This is a genomic window from Parabacteroides sp. AF39-10AC (genome assembly GCF_003635405.1).
In the GTDB taxonomy this organism is placed as follows: domain Bacteria; phylum Bacteroidota; class Bacteroidia; order Bacteroidales; family Tannerellaceae; genus Parabacteroides; species Parabacteroides distasonis.
In genome coordinates this window covers 1-822 of sequence record NZ_QTLP01000085.1, presented here as the reverse complement: position 1 = coordinate 822, position 822 = coordinate 1, and the positions used below count along the sequence as shown (strand labels likewise).

Annotated in this window: 1 protein-coding gene; it reads left to right on the top strand. The window is 54.9% G+C overall.

Annotated features, from left to right (window positions below; genetic code table 11):
- Positions 1-822: TraG family conjugative transposon ATPase (locus DW033_RS24310; RefSeq protein ID WP_122383254.1), on the top strand; the 822-nt coding region annotated here is incomplete at both ends.

Genomic DNA, 822 nt, shown 5'->3' with positions numbered 1-822 from the left:
CCACACCTTCATCGAGCAGGCGGTGTGCCTCTTCACGGAGGAAACCAACTACCGCAGCTCGCTCTCGCCCTTCGGCATCAAGATGGTGGACAGGCTTACGGGAAAACCGTTGCACCTCGACATCAGCGACCTGCCGATGAAGCGGGGTATCACGACCAACCGCAACAAGTTCGTGTTGGGTCCTTCGGGCAGCGGCAAATCCTTCTTTATGAACCACCTCGTGAGGCAATACTACGAGCAGGGTACGCACGTGGTACTGGTGGACACGGGAAACTCCTATCAGGGCTTGTGCGAGATGATCCGGCGCAAGACAAACGGGGCGGACGGCGTGTACTTCACCTACACGGAGGAGAAACCGATTTCGTTCAACCCGTTCTACACCGATGATTACGTGTTTGACGTGGAGAAGAAGGACAGCATCAAGACATTGCTGCTGACGCTCTGGAAGTCGGAGGACGACAAGGTGACGAAGACGGAAAGCGGTGAACTGGGCAGTGCGGTGAACGCCTATATCGAGCGTATCAGGGCTGACAGGAGCATCGTCCCCTCGTTCAACACCTTCTATGAGTATATGCGCGACGACTACCGCCGCGAACTGGCAGAACGTGAGATAAAGGTGGAGAAGTCCGACTTCAACATCGACAATATGCTCACCACCATGCGGCAGTATTACCGGGGCGGACGCTACGACTTCCTGCTCAACTCCACGGAGAACATAGACCTGCTCGGCAAGCGGTTCATCGTCTTCGAGATTGACAGTATAAAGGAGAATCGCGAGCTTTTCCCTGTGGTGACCATCATCATCATGGAAGCCTTCATCAA